This is a genomic window from Streptomyces sp. MBT65 (assembly GCF_016612545.1).
GTDB lineage: Bacteria > Actinomycetota > Actinomycetes > Streptomycetales > Streptomycetaceae > Streptomyces.
This window is the reverse complement of sequence record NZ_JAENRY010000753.1, coordinates 1-505: the sequence shown is the minus strand read 5'-3', so window position 1 is coordinate 505 and position 505 is coordinate 1. Positions and strand designations below refer to the sequence as shown.

Here is a 505-nt window from a genome sequence, read left to right as displayed (position 1 = left end):
GGCGTGGGGGGTAGGGGGATTGCACGGGACCATTTCCTTCCAAGCCGCAGGACGGCACACGAATGCCCGACCATCGGAAAGCAGGTGCTTGATTGGTGCATACCTATGAGCTGTCAGAAACGACCCTGACCATTGCCTTCTCACGACTGGCCTCACGAGGTGGCTCACACTCGCACAAGCGCCCGACAGGAAACAAGGAGTTCGGGTGACCGATGTTCAAAACGCTACGAATTCAGATTGGTTACCGCGGGTATCCACAGGCGTCTCCACACAATCTCCAACTCCCCCGCGAACTAAGGGCGGCGCACAGGGAACTCCGATGTTTCTCTCGGGGTGCTCTCATCGGGGCGGTCCACCATGGGTTCATGATCACCCCCCACTCTTCAGCCACCCCCGCACCCGCCCCCGGCTCCGCCTCCGTCCCCACGGTCCGCAGGGCGGTCGTGCCGGCCGCCGGGCTCGGCACGCGGTTCCTGCCCGCGACGAAGGCGACCCCGAAGGAGAT

1 pseudogene is annotated in these 505 nt (G+C 63.6%); it reads left to right on the top strand.

From position 1 onward, the window contains the following. Positions 1-365: 365 nt before the first annotated feature. Positions 366-505: pseudogene (locus JHN63_RS51960) on the top strand (UTP--glucose-1-phosphate uridylyltransferase); the annotation flags it as partial.